Raw genomic sequence first — 16,573 nt, 5'->3', positions numbered from 1 at the left:
TAAACGCGTCATGGCGAAGCGGGAGTCACGACAAAATCACGTGCGGCAGAAACCGCTTTCACAGATCGATTGTACATAGACTCCGCGTACGATGGCGGCACCGTAAATTTGCCAGCAGCTGTTACCTTAACATTGTACGTCAGCTCTTTAGCGACGGCGTCAAAACTGCCGTAATACACCACTCGGTCTTCGCGAATATCGATGTAATCGGCTCGCCAATTGTACGCAGTTCTATCAACGGAGCTGCGAATCACCTCAAAACCGCCTGGTAATAAATCAACAACCGCAATATTAGAATGGCGCTGATTATCGGTGGTACGAATTCTAAGGGTTACAGTCAACTCCGCACCCTGTTCAGCCGTACTGACCTCTTTACCGTTTTCATCGTAAAAAGCGCGGTGAATTTCTAAATTATCGCTCACAGGCTTTTCTGGTAACAACTTGTCGTAACCGGTTTGCACATTAAGATAATACAAACTCTTATCAGCGTTTAACGTTAAATCGGTAACTGAGGTATCGTAGGTCGCCGTGGCAAACGGATTGTGTTCAACCGCCATCGGCTGATAATTCGAACCCGATTTGGCCAATATTTCTATGGCCGAGTCCACTGAAAAATCACTGGTCACTTTCGTGTAGGCACCCAACGCTAATATCGAATACGACGCAGATATGGTGTTGTATCGGCCTTCAAAAATGGGATCAACAAATTTCAATAGAATCTCACCATCGAGCTTTTCTGCGCGCTCTGGAAAATGCGTCGCTAATAACCAAATATGTTGTGCGTCTTGAGTTAGCTGCGAATCAAAATCGCCGAACACACGACTCGATTGTTGGGTAGGTTGGTATTCTTCAATCAATTCATTGGCGAGATCACCTTTTTTAAGTAGCTGGTAAGTCGCTGCCAAATAACTGGACGTTAAATCTTTACGCCAAGTTTTTCGGTAATTAGCCTCTAAGAATTCTTGCAATTCAACCAAGTAATTGGTTGTCACCACGTCCATCCGCGTTAGCAAATAAATGGCAATTGCACGAATACGCGCCTGTTCAAGGTTTTCGCTGCGTTTACCAACGTAGAAATTCAAATAGTTTTTAAGACGATTTAACATGTCCGTTGGTACGGTAAAACCAGCCGCTTTTGCTTCCAATAAAAAGTGCGTGGCGTAAACGCTGGGGTATTCTGCAATGTAAGAACCACCCGGCCAAAAACTGAATCCGCCCTCGCCTTGTTGTCGCTGCCGCAACTTCAATATCACCTGCTCTAAATGAGCATTTAAGGTCGTATTATCTGGCGACCAATGCGGATGGCCTGTCATTCCAATCAGAGGGAAAACCTGGCTGACCACTTGCTCGGTACACCCGTGCGGGAAATACTCCAGATAATCACTCAACCCTTCTACCATCACTAGTGGGCTTGTGGACGCAGACACCGATTGTTCGGATAAAGGCGCAAATAAAGTTCGCGACAAGTTTATATCGAACTTACCGCTTTTATCGTAACCACTGATAAAATCACTGGTGTAAGGCGTTGCAGGACGAACACTTAAACTTGCACTTCGACTGCTGGAGATGTCGTTATAGGCCGCGTCAAAAATAATTTCTGCAGAGCCTAATTTTTCCGCCACTTTAAAGCTAAAAGTAGCCGAGTTTTCTCCACCTTCGTCCACAGTAATCACTTGGCTCGCATCAGATTGCAAAATCAAATGCTCCGAGGAAGATACACTTACTTTAATAGGAACTTGTTTGCCCGAACCTTCAATAATATTGGCAACGCCAATCGTCGCTTTAAACTCGTCTCCCGGAGCCGCCTGCAGTAAAACATTCGGCGTTAGTACGAATGGTCCTCTAACAATAGTTGATTTACTTGCAGCACCCATCGCAGATTCTGACACCGCAACGGCCATTACTCGCAATGCACCCGAAAACGTATCGGGAACGACAAACTCCACCTGATTATCAGATTCATCGGCATCGATAATACCCGACCAAAAGACCGCTGGTTTATCCGTTTTACGTGCAAAAGGATTTAAGTTTTTTGCAAGCGCTTTTCGACTCGCACCGCCGCCAGCAGCGGACAAAGATTTTAGCAGAGCAAATTCGGGTAAAATTAAATCCATAATCTGCATGGTTTGTACACCCAATGCACGCTTTTGCAAAAAGTGATCTAAAGGTTTTGGCAAATTATGATTAGCTACTTGCAAGATTCCTTCATCAATAGCAAATACAGCGATTTTTGCAGGTTTGTTGGTCGAAAAACCAATGGTCATCGGTTTGCCTGGGCGGACAATATCGTCAACGTCAAGGTCGACGTTAATTTCCCGTTTACTGCGATCAACACTGAATGGCTGAACGGCGTAACTCAGTGGACTGGTAAAAATTTCGTCGGATGAAACATCTCTTACGAACGTAACATTCACATACGCCGTGCCTTCTAGATTATTGGGAACACGAATAGTTTGAAGCGTACTTTGCGTGTCGGTTTTAAACCACTTAAATTCGTGCACACGATCAGTCTCAATCGTGATCAATCCGGCACCGTGATAAGGTGCCTTAATATTCATCTCGATAATATCACCGGGTTTATAATCGGCTTTTTCAAGCTGGAGCTGTAACTCGGCATTTTTATCAATTTTTCCGTCAAGATTTGCAGACCCAACCACATTGTATACTGCACGTGACAACCGACGATTACTGCCGTCGTATATTTCGAGTGCGTAATTTCCGGGGTTTTCGCTCGCAATTTTAAACTGTGAACCATCCGCATGAATGGACCACTCGTTTTCAACCAGTAACTGCTCTTTTTCTACGGTTTGATATTGGTAGGTACCATTCGCCTGTTTCACCAATGTAGACACGTGACGAATTTCTTTTAGCTTAAGAATTAAATCAGTTTTCTCAACTTGGTTTAAGAAATTATCCACCGCGATAAATTCGATACTCCGATCAGAGCCTTTATTAATGTACTCCAAGTTTCCATTCGGTTTATAACCAACCAGATAATCCAACGGCGACACCAACACTTGGTTGTTGGCTTTAACGCTACGCCCTCCAGATTGATCAAAGCCTTCCGCTAAGAATCGCAGTTGATAAGTACCATTATTAAACCGATCTAAGGCCAATTCATATTCTGCAATCCCATCAGCATCGGTTGTTTTAGAAACTAATTTTTCATCAATACCAGCAAGAGGCGTATCGGATTCTATTCTGGAAAAAATATAGTCTTTGTATTCTTTAAAATTGAAGCTAGCGGGTGTTACCACCAATCGCCCTTCTGTGCGACGATCTTGAGCAGGAATCCCGAATAGATTTTCCAAAGTAATTTTTGCGGTTAACGTCGAATCCGTGGACCACGCTTTCTTTTGTACTCCAACCAATTGGCTGGCAATCTTCATGGTATCGGGCTGAAATTCTTCAATTTTAAACGTCTCACTGCCGATTTGTTCGCCGCGATAACGGTTGTCTCGCAACACATACAAAGACACCGTATATTCACCAGTATCGTCGGTTGGTTCGGTTGTAAACTGGTAATCAAAAAATCCATTTTTGGGCACCACCAGCTTGTGCTTGCGAACAGTATTGTATCTTGGCCCTGTCACTTCTATTTGCAACGGCATTCCTTCTGAATTCTGCAAATCACCGCGCTTAACCACAAAACCAATATTCGCGGTTTCTCCCGGTCGATAAATGCCTCGATCGGTAAAAATAAAACTATTTAATTGATGATTAGCGCGGCTGGATGGATGGACGCCACCGATATCGAATTTAGACAGGTTAATTTGGCGGGTTCTTCGATCGTAGGGAATAAAAGAAACATCGTCTTCGTGCTTAACCACGTAAACCACCGGCTGTTTCTCATTATAAAAACCGGAGGCGGAAGACAAATTAAGGTGTCCGCGCTGATCGGTCACACCGTGTTGAATCGCAATACCATTTTTACCGAGCAATTCAACACGTGCCCCTGAAATGGGTTCGCCTGTTACAATGGATTGTACAAACACATCACGAGTGTTATTGGTGTTTGCTTTGACAATTACCCCTAAATCGGTAACCAAGATCAATCGACTGTCAACAACGCCATAAACGTCTCTCTGTTTATGGTTGTCGTACCCATATGCGGAAACAAAAAACAAACCGTAAGTTTGATTTTTATCGCGTAAATACTGCGATAAATCCAGAGAAGCGTAATTCAATTCTTTTGGGTGGCGTTGGTTTAGCGTAACAATTTGTTCGCTAACTTTAGAAATATTATTTTGGTCAAAATACCAATTATTAAAATGGGGAGAGCTGATATCACCACTGGTTTGACTGACTAAATGATTCAGCTGATTGCCCATCACTTGTCCAATTGAAAAACGTAGCGCGTTCAGCCCTCGGGTTGAGACACTCAACTTATGGTCGCCAGAATGAACCAGAACTGATCCCTCCCCCGCAATCGCAACTTCGCGAGGGTAATCGGGTATCTGTAGGATTTGATCGTATTTTGCGGTGGTTTTAAAGCCGTTTACAGATTCAAGGCCCGAATTTAATCGCACGTATATTTGTCGACTTTCGGGAACATCAAAAACAAAGCTGTAATTATCCGAAGATTCCCTTGGAATTTCTAACCATTTAGGTGACAACTTGCTACTTTCGGCAAGTACTTCAGTCGTGATGTCTCCGGCGTTGTACCACCACGTTGACCGAGAAGCGTAGCGATTGGGTAATAAATAAAACTCAAGCTTTTCTTGCAACTGCGACTTTTCGATTTCATCGGTTAGCTCCAGAAAAATAACCTGTTCAGGTTGATTACTTGCGTTACTAACAATATCCGCTCGCACGTTATCAACCTTAAGAAAACTGGCGATATCAGGAATTAACACTTTATCCGTCAAGGTTTCGTTATGGGCTTGGCCACCCAACAACGATCGAACCCCCGGCTTAAGCGTTAAAGTCATGTAATTAGATACATCCGGCAAATCGATGGGTTGGCTTTGTAAGTAGGCTTCGCGAAGGGATTTATTGAACGTTAGCTCATATTTAAATTGATTGGATTTAACACGAGTGTCGTCTCCGGAATTACGCATCGTCAACGACACACTTTTTGCCAACGATTCTTGATCCACTGGGTGGGAAAAACGCAAGGTAGAAATAACGCGACGAATGGATCGATCTGTAGGATCTTGATAAAACTCAAAATCACTCACCGAAATCGACAACTCCGGCGCTTTAAAGCTTACGCTTGTATCGAGCAGTTTTGTATCTGGGACAAAAACATCGGAGCCGAACGTCACCTCGTATTCAGTAGCCGGCGCCCAATCGTTGTGGGGAGTAAAGAACAACGCTCGATCACCTCTCCATTGCCACTGGCCATCAATGGGCGGAGAAATAGAAACACCGCTGGTAATGGTTTGATCAATAAGATCAATTCGCGCCACACTGGGCGTACCATCGGGTCTTGGCTGGTCGTCTCTCAAAAGGGAAAAATCGTACGCAAAACGAATCTCTATGCTGTCGGGTTTCGAGCTTTCATTGTCGGGAAGAACATCCGGAGGACTTACTGATGCTTTAATGAGCACATCACCCGGCAAATTTTTAACGTAGTAGTAAGCGCCGCCAGCGACTACAAAACTCAACAAAACCAAAAACACGAACCACGGTGATTTTCTAAGAAAACGGGTTATTAACAACAACCAAGTTGGCGCTTGCCAATGAATCTTGCCAAAGATTAATGACAACAGATCGAAAGGAATTTTTAATAAACCCTTCATATTGATTTCCTTATATATCGCCTGGGTGGCGGCGTTTTAATCGCAAGAGATGCGCGCAGTTTATCAATAATCTAAGGCATTGAAATGATGAATTGTGGCAAATAATGGCAGAGGTCAGAAAATCGAGACTTTAGGAGCCTCTGACTAACCTCAAGATCACTCAGCGAAAGAAATAACCAAGAACTGAAACAAAAAGAAAGGATACGGCTTGTAGAAGATATGCGATTTTAAGAATATAAGTGTAGTTCGAAGCGCTCGTCACCTCAACAAATACCCGTTAAATTCAGCTCGGCTGTTAATTTGCTCCGTCATGCAACAGCCGAACCCAACAATTACAACAGAGAAAATCCCAATGCGGTGTTGACGGTATCGCGCAACACATCCATAGCAGCGTTAATGGCCTCTTCCACTGCAATCAAACCCAACCCTTCAATAGCAAGCAATACTGACCTTGTTGCATTGCGTTGTATTTCATGGTGCAGCTTAGCTTGAGCTTCGTTGATTTCACCCGATCGTTTTAAGGTTTCAATCATTAAAAAATTTTCAGCCAGCTTTTTAGATTCGGCTTCGGCGTAGGTTTTTATTTCAGGCCATTTATCCGCCAGCGAGCCTTTAAAGGCGGTGAGCATATTTTCAGCTAATTCGGCAACATCCAAACTCATAACATCTTCCATCAAAATTATTGGTCTTTACGAACTGCGCTTTTTAGCCAGCTCTAACCGTAAAATTGCAGTAAACATACTGTTAAAGCTACTTTGAAGGCTTTCGATTTGACCTTCAGACAAACACGACAACTCATGTAATTGCTGCAAGGTATTCATGCTTTGTTTAAGCAAACCAATTTGTTCTACGGTTTTTTCGTTTTTATCGATAGCACTGGCACGTATTTCAATTGAACTTACAGATACTGCCGATTCGATATAGAACGTTTTATGATTATCGTAATGGCAATCAGGTTGATCAGTTTGAGTTTTTAGCGTTACAAAAAATGTCTCGAATTCTTTGTGTAACTCAGTAACTGCTCTGTCGGTATTTTCATCGTAATCACTGACTAACGACGCCATACAACCCGATAACAGCAAAACAAATAAACACGAGCCGACGACTGATATCCATCTGTTTGGTTTACACAATAACCTTCGTATCATAGCCATTGAAACACCACTTTCTTTTACTACCCTAATTTTAAAACTTTATTTTTTTGCGCGGATAAATTATCAATAAGCGAGCTATAAAAGCTTACCTACGTATTAAAAAACTAACACGCTAAGCAAGCTTTTTAAGACATTAAAAGTAGAGAGAACTCAGATTATTTTAACTTCCACAATTCTACGGCTTTCAAATATTTATTCATATCGTGATCAGTGATTGCATCAATGCCTTTTTCATCCCAAGAACTGATTGCACCATCCACATGATCGACAAACCGGAACCAAAAGCCAACCTCGCGATGAATTTCTTCTTCATCGGTAATGTACAAATAACTGCCAATATGACTATAACCCATAAGCCGGGCCGGAACACGCGTTACAATATCGTTGTTATTGTGGAAACGATAATAGCGAGATTTACACTCCATATTAAAAACTTGCGCGGTATTGCGGGTTACCACACGCGGCTGACCAAAGGTATACACGCTGGTAAATGGCTTGTCTTCGTGAACCAGTTTAGCTGCAGCAACCGTCGCCATTGCACCGCCTAAACTATGGCCGGTTATAAACAAAGGACGTTTTCTGTGGCTTTGTAACTCTCTGAATCTGTCGTTAATGGGTTGCCAAACATCTTCAACGCTGTTCCAAAAACCTCGATGAAACTCACCGAACAATTCTTTGGTAGAAAACGCATTGATATTATCCAGCCAGTCAGCGGGTTCGTCTGTACCCCGAAATGCAATACAAATGTAATCTTCGTGCTCAATCAACGCAGCCTGGGCACTGTTTTTATTAACACCAAACACACTAACAAACTTAGAATCTTCTTCTTTAATATTAGTCAGAATTTTCTCTTCGTCAGGCATTTCATCGGATTCGGATTTTTTACGATAAACCTCTTTTGACAACCGCGCCATCCAGTAGGCATTACCAGAATCCAGATCAGTTTTATAAGGTGAAACACGCTTCATACTGCTCTCCATAGAATGTTGAATTGTACAACCGTGATGTCGCTTTATTTATTATTTCTGTCACTGCATATCACAAACGACAAGCATATAAACGAATGGATAATACTAAAAGATAGCGTCTAGAAATAGAAGCTGGAAGACTGTGCAATCGCAATTCAGTAAGTCATGAAGGTATAGCAGTCTCTGATTAACCTCACAATCAGTCCAACCAACGAGTTGTTTCTGGTTAGACGCGCTTTTAAAGGTCAGCCAGGATAAATAAAAAAACACTACCTTTCTCCCAAACGAAGGGAGCAGGAAAAACTGGAAGACCCTGAAAGAGTATGCCCACAAGTGCGTGCATGCACAAAACGGCTGGTCCCAGATTCAAGCGCAAATTCGCGGCCTTGCCATTCTTATTAAGGTCTAACCCTCAGTTATAGAAATGGCCATTTATCTTCCCAAATAGAATCACTAACGGCTCATTAGGAATGCAACCATATGCAGGGTAAACGAACAAACTTACCGTAACACTATGTTTAATAACTCTCATGAAACTAGCTTCTAATGTTTACTATTTTCCCATTATGTAAGTCAATCTCATATGTATCACCGATAAAATCAGAAACCTCAGCCATATTATTTTTAATTTCTATTTCTCCGGTAAAAATATCACCCCCACTAGAACCCCACAATTTTTCGCCAGCTTTAGAATAACAGCCAATTTCAAGCTCTCCACACGTTAAAAGGCAATCTCTATTCGGAAGAAGAAAAACCCCAAAGCAGGCCGCCAAATCGACTTGTTCACACCAATTTAATTCAAGAGTGGGTAATGATAAAGAATAAAGAGCATCTCCGGCAGCAACGTATAAACTACTGCCATCCAATACAATTGAGTTTTCGTGAACTCCAGTCGCGCCGCCGATACCTATAAGTACGGCAGAACTCAAAAGCGCTTTATTTTCCACAACATTAATTCCATGTGCGCAAGCATGATGATATTTTTTGTCACGACAATATTCACGAAGGTAGCTTCTCGGATTATCTACCGACCGTAGAGAATAGATCGGTTCATCGATTAGAGTTACTTCGTACGGGCCTGATGTTATTTTCATAATTATTGTAATTTAGCTGCATTTAAGTACAAAACAATCGATCTTTAAATCTACACTTCTCTTTTTCAAATTAGATCTTCTTAAAACCCTTGCGACAATACTAACCATTAATTAAACCAACTTAGTAAAATCGAGTGGGCTCATCGAAACCAGCTGTCTGAATCAACTTAGAAAGTTCATTGGCTGTCACAAGCACTTAACAATCCTGTCATCTTTGATCAAACAGCGACCAAACTATAACCCACCAAAAGCAATACTAAAGTATTGATCAAAACACGCTCACCTAATTACTAAACCAATACAACTAATTTTATTTTTTCTTTATAATACAGTTAGTTACCATCCACACCTTGTACTCAACACTTTAATAAGCCAATTTACGAATTACCGCACATTGTAATTTATACGACTAAAGTCTAATAAATTCTGGATTTTTTTCTATCTTCCTTTAGACTTGGCGCCCGAAACCAGCCTAATAAAAATACAAGCCCTGGTGAATTGTGAATCGAGGTAGTAGGTGCGACACCTATTGCTAATTCTGACGTTCAGTTCAACACCGATCTTCGTCACCGGGCATCCTCTATTACGTCGATTCTTGAATGTATTTCTCCTTGTTTTAGCCATGTTTACAAACCCGGAACACGGCTTGGGAGCCATTAATTAAGGTGATAGACCTCATGTCTGAATCATTAGTTCTTGTATTAAATTGTGGCAGTTCTTCCCTCAAATTTGCCATCATTGACCACACCTGCGGTGCCGAAGTACTGCATGGACAAGCGGAACGCTTAGAGAGTGCCGAAGCCTCACTGACTGTAAAATCAGCCGACGGTAAAACCAATATACCGATCGAAAACGCCAATCACAGTCGCGCCATCAGCGAGATTGTTAAGGTTGTTCAGCGTGTTGATGGCTTGGTAGAAAAAATCAAAGCTGTGGGCCATCGTGTTGTTCACGGCGGCGAGTTATTCCATAAATCCATGCTGATCAATGACGCGACCATTACCCAATTGCGTGAATGTGAGCACCTTGCACCGTTGCACAATCCCGCCAATATTTTAGGTATTGAAGCAGCACGCGAGGTCTTTCCAGACTTACCGCATACCGCGGTATTTGATACGGCATTTCATCAAACCATGCCGTCAAAAGCTTGTATTTACCCACTGCCCTACGATCTTTACAAAGACCACGGCATTCGTCGTTACGGTTTTCACGGTACCAGCTACCGCTACGTTTCTCAGCAAGCGGCTGTCGAACTTGGTCGTGACGAGTCGGAATTGGCAACCGTTATTGCCCACTTGGGCAACGGCGCCAGCGTTGCTGCAGTTGATGGTGGTAAAAGCCAAGATACCAGCATGGGCATGACGCCAAACGAAGGTGTGGTTCACGGCACACGCTGTGGCAGTATCGACCCAAGTATTCCTGAATATCTCGTGCAAAATCTGAATATGAGCATGGATGAAGTCAGCGATATTCTCTGGAAAAAAAGTGGTTTGTTGGGCATCTCTGGCCTGAGCAACGATTGCCGCAGCATTGAAGAAGCCGCCGCAGGCGACCACGAACTGAGCCAATTGGCTCTGGAAATCTACAGCTACCGCTTAGCGAAAGAAATTGCGTCTCTAGTGGTGCCATTAGGGCGCTTAGACGCATTGGTATTTACCGGCGGCATCGGTGAGAACTCAACATTAATTCGAGGCGAAGTTATCCGTCAGTTGGGCTTCCTCGGATTGGAATTAGATGCAGCCGCCAATGAGCGTTGCATTCGCGGTCAGCAAGGCCGTATTTCTACCGAATCTGGCCCTGCTGTTTTGGTCATCCCAACCAATGAAGAGTTGATGATCGCCCAAGACGCAGCTGCCTTTATCGCCTGATTTAAATCTCAAATTTGCTATGCACGGGGGAGCGCACTCCCCCTCCCGATTTTTCTGAGGAACCCACGTGTCACATACCTTAATGCTTGCGCCAACTGGACTAGGTGCGGGCTTGACCACTGCTGTTAATGGTCTTTTTCACGCCATGGACAGACAGGGAATTAATGTCCACTTTTTCAAACCCATTGCTCAACCCACAGCCGCCGACGAAGGTTGCGATCGAAGCATCGCCATGCTGCAACCAAGCTGCAAAGCCACGATTGCTGAGCCTATTGATATTCGTGAAGCCGAGCACTACGTCAGTGAAGGTCGCGGTGAGCAATTGCTGGAAGAAATTGTCGCCCGATTTGAACAAACCCGGCCCGCAGACGCCGATGTTGTGATTATTGAAGGCATGGTGCCAACTCACAATCAGCCTTATGCCACGCGAATCAACAAACAAATCGCCAAAGCTTTGGATGCCGAGGTCGTATTGGTTGCGGCCCCAGGCAACGATACGCCAGAAGCGTTGGAAGATCATATTGATATTACGGCTCGCGCATTTGGCGGTATTCATAATAGAAAAGTACTCGGCTGCTTGCTGACCAAACTCGGGGCTCCCGTTGATTGCGACGGGCGACCGTGCTGGGAAGCAACTTCAGATAACCCAATGTCTTTCAGTTTAACGGAAGACGTTGTCCGCGAGCACTGCACGGTTTTTGGTCCGCACTTTCAGCTGATTGGTGGCATTACTTGGAGTACGCCTCTGAACTCACCACGCGTGAGTGATATTGCCGATTACCTAAAAGCCCGAGCCATCAATGCCGGTGAAATGGACACACGCAGAGTTTCCCGTATTCGCCTTTGCGCACGTACGGTTGGTAATATTTTGCCAGAACTGAAAGCCGGCACCATGATTCTCACATCGGGCGATCGCGACGATATTATTCTTGCGGTTTGCTTAGCGGCGCTGAACGGTCTTGATTTGGCAGCACTGGTGCTGACCGGAGATTATGAACCGAACGAAGGCATTATGAAGTTGTGCCACGATGCCCGTGCTTCTGGCCTACCCATCTTGAGTGTTTCAACTGACAGCTGGCAAACTGCGCTAAGCTTGCCGCGTTTTAGCCAAGAAGTTCCTCTCGATGACATCGAACGTATCGAACAACTGCGCGAAAACAGCGCAGCGCACATCGACACACAGTGGCTGCAACGCTTCAGCGCGCCAAATCGCGAACGCCGACTCTCGCCGCCCGCTTTCCGTTATCAATTGATCGAACGAGCACGCCAAGCCAATAAGCGCATTGTCTTACCCGAAGGTGAAGAGCCGCGTACGATTCGTGCCGCGGTCATTTGTGCCGAGCGAGGCATCGCCCACTGCACGCTGTTGGGTAATAGAGAAGAAATCGAGCGCATTGCCAAAGGTCATGGCATTACTTTAGGGCCTGGCGTTGAAGTGTTTGAGCCCGAGCAAATTCGCGAACACTATGTTGCACGCCTTGTAGAATTGCGCAGCCATAAAGGTATGACCGCGATCATCGCCGACCAACAATTAGAAGATAACGTTGTTTTAGGCACCATGATGTTAGAAATGGGCCACGTTGATGGCTTAGTGAGTGGTGCCGTTCACACAACCGCGAATACCATCAGGCCGCCGTTGCAATTGATCAAAACCGCACCCGGCACCAATTTAGTGTCGTCGATATTTTTTATGTGCTTGCCTGATCAGGTGTTGGTTTACGGCGATTGTGCCATTAATCCCGACCCAAATGCCGAACAACTGGCCGACATCGCGATTCAAAGCGCCGACTCTGCTAAAGCTTTTGGTATTCCGCCGAGAGTCGCCATGATCAGCTACAGCACTGGCGGTTCAGGGGCAGGCGCCGATGTAGACAAGGTACGCGAAGCAACACGTATCGCCCGAGAAAAACGTCCGGATTTATTAATCGACGGACCGTTGCAATACGATGCGGCAATTATGGAAAACGTTGCCCGCAGCAAGGCGCCGGACAGCAGCGTGGCCGGTAAAGCTACCGTGTTTATTTTCCCTGATTTAAACACCGGCAACACCACCTACAAAGCCGTACAGCGAAGTGCCGATGTAATCAGTATCGGACCGATGCTGCAAGGCATGAACAAACCAGTAAACGATTTGTCTCGCGGCGCACTCGTGGACGATATTGTCTTCACCATCGCCCTTACAGCCATTCAAGCTGGAAGTTGATAAATCACCCGGCTCTGGTTTTCAGAGCCGGGAATAATCTATACCGTTTATTTGAGTTTATAACGCCAAAAACACTGGCGAATCAGATTTTAATTAATTTCTGATTAAATCAATACGCTCAGCACTGCTAGCAATCGAAACCGTTCTTAGCAGTACAATGAATGCAACAACACCAGAGCTATGCAAAATGCACTTTTACTTTGTGTAATCGTGGTCTGTTAAATGTATTTACAGCCTATCCATTAATGCAATATCTTCACAATGGCGCTTTAATTCCTTCATCCAACAAATATTAATGGTATCTGCCCAGGAAGATAATAATTGTCTAAAGCTGACCATATTTTCAGGGGTTGCGGGTTTATTGTTGAAAGACAGAATAATATCTCCCAATCCTAAATTTGGCTGCTGAGCTGAAAGTTCCTCATCTATTCGTTTTACAATGTAACCGTCTTTATGTACTAGTATTCCTAGCCCAGACCGATCAGCCGTAATAGGTGTATCAAACGTATCATTAGGCTTGATTAACATGTAGCCTCCTTGATAATTAAATACAGTATTAAATTTGGAAAACAATTTCATACCAATAGCACCATGAACACCTGAATTTCGGTCACTCGGAGCGACCCCAAAATCCGTGTAGCTACCTACAAGGTCTTTTACCTCGAATCCACCGATATCAAGGTACGGGACTAAGCCGTTCTTGACTTCATGATTACCGTTGAAACCACTTGACTCTGAGGCGTAATGAGTTTCTGGAAATTCGATTTTGTCATGCGATTTAGGCGAAAGATCTAACCCGGAATTTGAACCAGTATCAAGAAGAAGCTTGAGTTCTATGGGTGAATTTTGACCTTTTAACAACACCTTACTTTTTACGTAGGTCCTTCCTCCGACTATGTCCAGTGGCACTTTTACCCACCCCTGATTCAACATGTTATGCGAGATACGTTCAAACTCATCGTTGTCATACAGGGTGATAGTAGACTGATCATGATTAATTTCTACAACAAGGTAATTAAAGAAATCGTATCCAAGAATCCCATCAAAAAAGACTTCGTCTAAGCTTTCAAAAAAAGGCATGCCAGCCAGTGTTACATTAACAATCGTTTTATTTTTTAACACTAGATCACCAGCGCCAATATCCACATTGTGAATAAAGCTGGCCTGAGAACCTTTTCCATCACCGCTACCGTTTATTGTAAGCTGGCCTCGTGAGGCCAAATTGAGATCAATGGTTTGATGAGATTCCATTAGGGCAGAACTTGCTGCCCCTGTATCTAGAACAAATCCCACTTCTTTACCATCGTTTAAAGAAACCGGAATCACAAATTTGTAATCAATATTTTTAAAAGGAATACGAGTTACCCGGCTATGCATACTCCATTCTGACGTATTGTTATTAATAGATGCCCTAAGCTTTTTTACGTCACTACTGACACAGCCCACCAACATTAACAGGCACATTAATACCGAAAACCCAACGGTTATGTGTTTCATTCACTCACTTCTCTAGTTATAAAAACAAGACTGCTCCCATCTTGTTTTGGCAGATTCCATTTTATTAAGGCTCAGTCACAAATCCAGAATTCACTTAAAAATTATTAAGCTGGAAACAGTCTTCACAGCAATCTAAGACCCCTAAAATGACTGCCCGTTCAAAATTAAAATAAAACAGAATATAACTAAAGTGAAGCGATAATTTTATTTATTCTCCCTTCAGGAATCATCAAGGTCTAAACTGCTAGATTGCCTTAACTTCTGCTAAAAATATAAGCGCGAAACCGACAACACACTAGATTAAGTTCACACTCTTAGGTAACAATTTCTCACCATATTCAATAGAGTTGAGAGCTGGGGTTAATACTGAATGTATAGAATAAAGAAAGAGAAATACAAGAATATAGAGGAATTATAATCTGAGATCAGTTACCAGGATTGCAAGCTAACACTTTAGTTCACCATCAGCCGAAGCGCCAAATATAAAAATTTCGACAAAATATAAAAATAAACTTAAAGGCATTGGAAATATAGATGACACCACCAAAGAAAAATGAAAATAAGTTAGATACCACTAAGATCCTCGATATTTAAGGCAGTCGCGATTAACTCATTACAGATAATTAAAAATAATTACCCAAACTAAAAGCAAACTTTTATCTATTAATTCAGTTTCGATCTATCTTCACAGCAAACAAAGATGACCTATCCGATAGGCAAGTTTTGAATAACGTAAATCGTTGGTAATAAGCCCATTAAAATGGTTAAATACTATTCAGCTCGTCGCCAATCCCGTTAAATTTTATTCTTGAATGATCAGTTCATTAATTTGACAGCAGAAAACTAAGTGAGTGTAAAAGTGCCTACTACAAAGCTATTTTCGTACGTTTTATTGTTTTTAGTTTTCTCTCCCATTTCTGCGCTCCACGCGCAATCAATTACTGACGGAGTAACTGTTGAACAGTGGAAAAGCTTCAAGGCTACGGTTGGCGTTGGCCTTACGGCCGATTGTCCTGTGGTCAACAATACACTTTATCGCAAAATCACTGCAGCACAGTACGGCAGTACTGATACATTAAGCGATCAAGAGTTTATCGATCTAGTAGGTAATCAGCACAGCTTCTTCGGTATTTTTGGCGGCACGAAATTTTATAATCGAAAAACCGGAAAATTAGCAGATATACTCGAAACCTATGCTGCACTTCAAGGTATCGATATTAGTGATGTCACGAATTACACCGATCCTAAAAAGAAGGCAATACTCACCAAAACCATGCAATCTTTTACACCTGACTCAATACCCGACAACATCCCTATTCTTTGCGGTGATGGCAGCATCGAAAAAAGACGAAATGAAATAGAACGGCAACGGTACGCTAAGCAACAAGCCGAAAAGCTTGAATATGAACGTACTTGCGAGGCTTGTACACTCAAAGGTGGCCCACTTTTGCAAGCTATTTATGACGGAGATTACGACCGACAATACGATCTTGCGTTGACCTATATGTTGGGAATCAAGCGCGCAGGTGGACGTGATGCCGTGGGGTTTGGAGTAATAATTACTTTTTTATCTAAAGTTGGCGATATAACGTTATTAGAAGATTTAATCGGTAGTTATATGTTGTATACCTCGGGGAAATGGCAAGACGATTGTTATGATTCTGGTTATCAACACATCTCATTTACTCGAGAATTCTCCGATGTAGTTATAGAAACTTACAGCGGTATTGAATTGGAACGTTTTGAGGGTGGATCAGTAACGACTGAATACAAGATTAATCCAGATTTTCAAAAAGCATGCAATGCTTTGTGCAACAAACACGGTGCCATTTTTACAACAGCAACGGCTGCCTCAGGTTTCGGTGAACAAATTTCAGCAGCAAGGGTGTTTTGGGGTTTAGCTGAATTTGTTGATAAATACCAATGTCGAAGCCCAGAAATAGAACGTTTTGAAGCAAATCTTTTACACATGTGGGAAACAGAAAAATCAGCACAAAGAAATGTACGACGTAATTCTGCATCTGAATTTTTTAGATAAAACCAGT

The 16,573-nt window shown here is 43.0% G+C and carries 9 protein-coding genes; 3 read left to right on the top strand and 6 right to left on the bottom strand.

What is annotated here, in order from left to right; all coding sequences use genetic code 11:
* Positions 1 to 8 precede the first annotated feature (8 nt).
* The 5 genes from LU361_RS14445 to LU361_RS14425 form a co-directional block, all read right to left on the bottom strand.
* A complete protein-coding gene (locus LU361_RS14445; protein WP_233089589.1) occupies positions 9 to 5,744 on the bottom strand; it encodes an alpha-2-macroglobulin family protein in 5,736 nt (1,911 codons plus the stop codon).
* A 332-nt stretch (positions 5,745 to 6,076) separates the two neighbouring features.
* Positions 6,077 to 6,406 (bottom strand): hypothetical protein, encoded by a 330-nt coding sequence (locus tag LU361_RS14440; protein WP_233089588.1) that lies wholly within the window; start codon positions 6,404 to 6,406, stop codon positions 6,077 to 6,079.
* Between the two features lie 27 nt (positions 6,407 to 6,433).
* Positions 6,434 to 6,898: a hypothetical protein gene (locus LU361_RS14435; protein WP_233089587.1), complete on the bottom strand. Its 465-nt coding sequence runs from the start codon at positions 6,896 to 6,898 to the stop codon at positions 6,434 to 6,436.
* Between the two features lie 155 nt (positions 6,899 to 7,053).
* Complete coding sequence (locus LU361_RS14430; protein WP_233089586.1) at positions 7,054 to 7,866, bottom strand: lipase family protein; 813 nt, start codon at positions 7,864 to 7,866, stop codon at positions 7,054 to 7,056.
* A 536-nt stretch (positions 7,867 to 8,402) separates the two neighbouring features.
* On the bottom strand, positions 8,403 to 8,813 hold the full coding sequence (locus LU361_RS14425; RefSeq protein WP_233089585.1) for a hypothetical protein: 411 nt from the start codon (positions 8,811 to 8,813) through the stop codon (positions 8,403 to 8,405).
* Between the two features lie 824 nt (positions 8,814 to 9,637).
* On the opposite strand from LU361_RS14425, the gene LU361_RS14420 reads away from it, so the two are divergent.
* A complete protein-coding gene (locus LU361_RS14420) occupies positions 9,638 to 10,828 on the top strand; it encodes an acetate/propionate family kinase (RefSeq protein WP_233089584.1) in 1,191 nt (396 codons plus the stop codon).
* Between the two features lie 67 nt (positions 10,829 to 10,895).
* Positions 10,896 to 13,031, top strand: a complete 2,136-nt coding sequence (pta, locus tag LU361_RS14415) for a phosphate acetyltransferase (protein WP_233089583.1) — start codon at positions 10,896 to 10,898, stop codon at positions 13,029 to 13,031.
* A 228-nt stretch (positions 13,032 to 13,259) separates the two neighbouring features.
* On the opposite strand, the gene LU361_RS14410 is transcribed toward pta, so the two are convergent.
* Positions 13,260 to 14,528 (bottom strand): aspartyl protease family protein, encoded by a 1,269-nt coding sequence (locus tag LU361_RS14410; protein WP_233089582.1) that lies wholly within the window; start codon positions 14,526 to 14,528, stop codon positions 13,260 to 13,262.
* Between the two features lie 847 nt (positions 14,529 to 15,375).
* Between LU361_RS14410 and LU361_RS14405 the strand changes: the two genes are divergently transcribed.
* The gene (locus tag LU361_RS14405; RefSeq protein WP_233089581.1) at positions 15,376 to 16,566 is read left to right on the top strand and encodes a hypothetical protein; all 1,191 of its coding nucleotides are present in this window, start codon (positions 15,376 to 15,378) and stop codon (positions 16,564 to 16,566) included.
* Positions 16,567 to 16,573: the final 7 nt, after the last annotated feature.

Source organism: Sessilibacter corallicola (assembly GCF_021290925.1).
Classification (GTDB): domain Bacteria; phylum Pseudomonadota; class Gammaproteobacteria; order Pseudomonadales; family Cellvibrionaceae; genus Sessilibacter; species Sessilibacter corallicola.
Note: the sequence above shows the minus strand (reverse complement) of the source record. Positions and strands in the feature narration are given on the sequence as shown.

Excerpts from the sequence above, each read along its gene's own strand:
- LU361_RS14445 (WP_233089589.1), bottom strand. The coding sequence starts at position 5,744 with ATGAAGGGTTTATTAAAAATTCCTTTCGATCTGTTGTCATTAATCTTT.
- LU361_RS14440 (WP_233089588.1), bottom strand. The coding sequence starts at position 6,406 with ATGAGTTTGGATGTTGCCGAATTAGCTGAAAATATGCTCACCGCCTTT.
- LU361_RS14435 (WP_233089587.1), bottom strand. The coding sequence starts at position 6,898 with ATGGCTATGATACGAAGGTTATTGTGTAAACCAAACAGATGGATATCA.
- LU361_RS14430 (WP_233089586.1), bottom strand. The coding sequence starts at position 7,866 with ATGAAGCGTGTTTCACCTTATAAAACTGATCTGGATTCTGGTAATGCC.
- LU361_RS14420 (WP_233089584.1), top strand. The coding sequence starts at position 9,638 with ATGTCTGAATCATTAGTTCTTGTATTAAATTGTGGCAGTTCTTCCCTC.
- LU361_RS14410 (WP_233089582.1), bottom strand. The coding sequence starts at position 14,528 with ATGAAACACATAACCGTTGGGTTTTCGGTATTAATGTGCCTGTTAATG.